Source organism: Bradyrhizobium sp. (assembly GCF_016462955.1).
In the GTDB taxonomy this organism is placed as follows: Bacteria; Pseudomonadota; Alphaproteobacteria; order Rhizobiales; family Xanthobacteraceae; genus Bradyrhizobium.
Window position 1 is genome coordinate 544 of sequence record NZ_JAEMSD010000268.1, and the last position, 3,731, is coordinate 4,274.

General features: G+C 64.9%; 3 protein-coding genes. 1 reads left to right on the forward strand and 2 read right to left on the reverse strand.

Annotated elements, in window-relative coordinates:
- Together JHD07_RS23980 and JHD07_RS23985 are read right to left on the reverse strand one after the other, a co-directional pair.
- Positions 1-509: thioesterase family protein (locus JHD07_RS23980; RefSeq protein ID WP_291626563.1), on the reverse strand; the 509-nt coding region annotated here is incomplete at its 3' end.
- A 167-nt stretch (positions 510-676) separates the two neighbouring features.
- Positions 677-3,193 carry a glycogen/starch/alpha-glucan phosphorylase gene (locus tag JHD07_RS23985; RefSeq protein ID WP_291626553.1) on the reverse strand — a complete coding sequence of 839 codons (2,517 nt, stop codon included), beginning with the start codon at positions 3,191-3,193 and terminating at the stop codon, positions 677-679.
- A 202-nt stretch (positions 3,194-3,395) separates the two neighbouring features.
- Here JHD07_RS23985 and JHD07_RS23990 point away from each other — a divergent pair, with 202 nt between their 5' ends.
- Positions 3,396-3,629 (forward strand): hypothetical protein, encoded by a 234-nt coding sequence (locus JHD07_RS23990; protein WP_291626555.1) that lies wholly within the window; start codon positions 3,396-3,398, stop codon positions 3,627-3,629.
- The last annotated feature ends 102 nt before the right edge of the window (positions 3,630-3,731 follow it).

The window sequence follows — 3,731 nt, forward strand, 5'->3', positions numbered from 1 at the left end:
GAGTATGTGCTGTCGAGTGCGGCTTGCGGCGGGCCGATCCGCATCTCGCCCTCGACGAAGCGGAATTCATACTGGTTGGCCCAGGAAGCCTTGATCTTCGGAAACGGCAGCGTTGCCTCGAACGGCTTCGCATCGGGATATCGGGCCACCCGGTGCTCCCAGGACGGGCGCCGCTCGGCGAACACCGCGGTGGCGAGGGTTGCGACTTCGCCGCCGCCCTGGCTGAGCTCGACGCTCCAGTGCTGGCTCGAGCGGTTGGCCTTGACGAGGCGAACGTCGAGATCGAACGGCCCCCTGGCGATCGGCGCGCAATAGTTGACGGTGAGCGCGAGCGGGTCGCCGGCGGCTTGCGGATGCTCGATCAGAGCGCGCAGGATCGTCGCGGCGGTGGCGCCGCCGAACGGGCCGACAAAGGCCCAGTAGTCGTCGCTGGTATGCCCCTGCCAGCTGCTGTCACCCGCAGTGATGCGCGTGGCCTCGTCGAAGGGGTGCAGGAGCTTGGCGTGCATTTGTGTTCCCGTCTGTCATTCCGGGGCGATGCGCAGCATCGAACCCGGAATCTCGAGATTCCGGGTTCGGCTCTGCGAGCCGCCCCGGAATGACGGTCGTCATATCACAGCCATCGCTTGCTTGTGCAATTACGTATCAGGTAACGCCGCTTCCATGCCACGGAAAATCAGCCCGCGGCGTCGCGCAAATTCGGCAGCGACGGCGTGGTCGGGTTCACCGGCACGTTCCAGATCTCCTCGGCATATTCGCGGATGGTGCGGTCCGAGGAGAACCACGCCATGCGCGCGACGTTGAGGATGGAGGCGCGCGTCCAGGCCGGCGTCACCTGCCAGCGCGCGTCGACCGCGCGCTGCGCCTCGTAATAGGAATCGAAATCGGCGCTGACCATGTAATGGTCGAGATAGCGCAGCGCGTGCGCGATGGATTCGAAGCGGCCGGGATCGCCGGGCGAGAACTCGCCGCCGCCAATCGCGTTGATGGCGCGCTGCAGCTTCGGCGAATTGCGGATCACGTCGGAGGCGTCGAGCCCCTGCTTGCGCCGGATCATCACGTCGCCGGCCTCCATGCCGAAGATCGCGATGTTCTCGGGCCCGACATGGTCGCGGATCTCGATATTGGCGCCGTCGAGCGTGCCGATGGTGATGGCGCCGTTGAGCGCCAGCTTCATGTTGCCGGTGCCGGACGCCTCCATGCCGGCGGTCGAGATCTGCTCGGAGAGATCGGCCGCGGGAATGATCACCTCGGCGAGGCTGACATTGTAGTCGGGCAGGAACACCACCTTGAGCTTGCCGCCGATCGCGGGATCGTTGTTGACGACTTCCGCGACGTCGTTGATCAGCTTGATGATCAGCTTGGCGTAGCGGTAGCTCGCCGCCGCCTTGCCGGCGAAGATCTTCACCCGCGGCACCCAATTGCCGTTGGGGTCGTCCTTGATCGCCTGGTACAGCGCGACCGTCTCGATGATGTTGAGCAGCTGGCGCTTGTATTCGTGGATCCGCTTGATCTGCACGTCGAACAGCGCGGCGGGGTCGACCTTGATGCCGAGCCGCTCGCCGATCAGGCGCGCCAGCGCCGTTTTGTTGTGGAGCTTGACGCTGCGGAACCTCTTCTGGAATTCGACGTCGCTGGCGCGGGCCTCGATCAGCGAGAGCTGGGTCGGATCGTCGAGCACGGCGTCGCCGCAGCTCTCGCGCAACAGATCGGTCAGCTTCGGGTTCGCCAGCATCAGCCAGCGTCGGAAGGTGATGCCGTTGGTCTTGTTGGTGATGCGGCCGGGGTAGAGATGGTTGAGATCGTGGAATACGGTCTCGCGCATCAGGTCAGAATGCATCGCCGAGACGCCGTTGATGCGGTGCGAGCCGACGAAGGCGAGCTGGCCCATGCGCACGCGGCGGCCGCTCTTCTCGTCGATCAGCGAGACCGAGGCACGGAAGTCGATGTCGCCGGGGCAGCGCGCCTCGGCGAGCGCCAGATGCTGCACGTTGATGCGGTAGATGATCTCGAGGTGCCGCGGCAGCAGCCGCTCGAACAGTTCGACCGGCCAGGTCTCCAGCGCCTCGGGCAGCAGCGTATGGTTGGTGTAAGAGAGGGTGGCGACCGTGATCTTCCAGGCCTCGTCCCAGCGGAAATTGTGCAAATCGACCAGGATCCGCATCAGCTCGGTCACGGCAAGGCTCGGATGGGTGTCGTTGAGCTGCACCGCGACCTTGCTCGACAGGCTGCGCAGTTGGCCGTCGGAGGCCAGATGCCGCTTCACCAGATCCTGCAACGAGGCCGAGACGAAGAAATATTCCTGGCGCAGGCGCAGCTCGCGGCCCGCCGGGCTCTCGTCGTTGGGATAGAGAAACTTGCAGATCGCTTCGGCGCGCGACTGCTCGGCGCTGGCGCTGACGTAGTCGCCCCTGTTGAAGGCGTCCAGCTTGAGCGGATCGGGCGAACGCGCCGACCACAGCCGCAGCGCGTTGACGTGCTCGCCGCGCCAGCCGACGATCGGCGTGTCATAGGCGATCGCCTGCACGGTTTCGCCGGGATGCCAGATCGCACGGTCGCGGCCCTTGTCGTCGACATGCTCGACGCCGCCGCCGAAATTGACGTCGTAGATCACTTCGGGCCGCTGCAATTCCCAGGGGTTGCCGAAGCTCAGCCATTCGTCGGGATATTCCTGCTGCCAGCCCTGATTGATGATCTGGCGGAACAGGCCGTAATCGTAACGGATGCCGTAGCCGATCGCGGGGATCGACAGCGTCGCCATGCTCTCCATGAAGCATGCCGCGAGCCGGCCGAGGCCGCCATTGCCGAGCGCGGCGTCCGGCTCGCATTTGCGCAGCTCCGGCAGCGAGACGCCGAGATCGCCGAGCGCGACCTCGAAGATCTTGAGCAGGCCCATGTTGTTGAGCGCGTCGCTGAACAGACGGCCGATCAGGAATTCGAGCGAGAGATAGTAGACCCGCTTGCGGCCAGCGTCGTAGCTGTGCTTCTCGGCCGTGAGCCAGCGATGCACGATGCGGTCGCGCAGCGCCAGCGCCGCGGCCTGGTACCAGTCGTGCTTGGTCGCCATGCCCGCGTCCTTGCCGATGGCAAGGCGCAGCTTCGCCAGGATTGCGCCCTTGATCTCGGCCAGTGCGAGTTCGTCGATCGGCTGCCCCGGGGCCGGAAAACTGGGCTGGAACGATGAATCCTGCAAAGCCGTCACTTCCTAGGTCGAAAGAGCTCTTACCAATCTACGCGTCGTGCCCTTGCACCGGAACTGTCGCCCGTGCCGTGCATGCGCTGGCGCTTATTTATGCAAGGAACGGGCCGAGTTGGGAACCCGGGCGAGCACGGAGAAACCTGGATTCGGTGCTAGATTACGAAAGATTCAGCCATCAGTGTGGAGAGGAGAGACCATGAGGATGTTGATCGAAATCGCCACCGCGGCTCTGCTCCTGGTCTGCATCAGCGCCTCCAGCGCGGCGTTTGCCGCCGGCAAACCCGGCCGCAGCGCCGATGGTCTCAGCTGCGGCTTCACGCTCCCGCAAAACGCGTCTCCGGCGGCGCGCTGCGCTGCGATCAAGCGCCAATGCGGCGGCAAGTTCTACGCACATGCGTGCGGCGACAAGCTGATGTCCGCGGCCAAGTAAGCGCCTTCACCTCCAGCGCCTTCAAGCCGCCTTGGTTTGCACCGCATCGCAAAACTCGGCGAGCCGATCCGCAAGCCGCAATGTTGCCGGGCTCGCATCCGG

Bases quoted from the DNA above. Each gene is read 5' to 3' on its own strand.
- JHD07_RS23990 (WP_291626555.1), top strand. From the start codon at position 3,396: ATGAGGATGTTGATCGAAATCGCCACCGCGGCTCTGCTCCTGGTCTGC.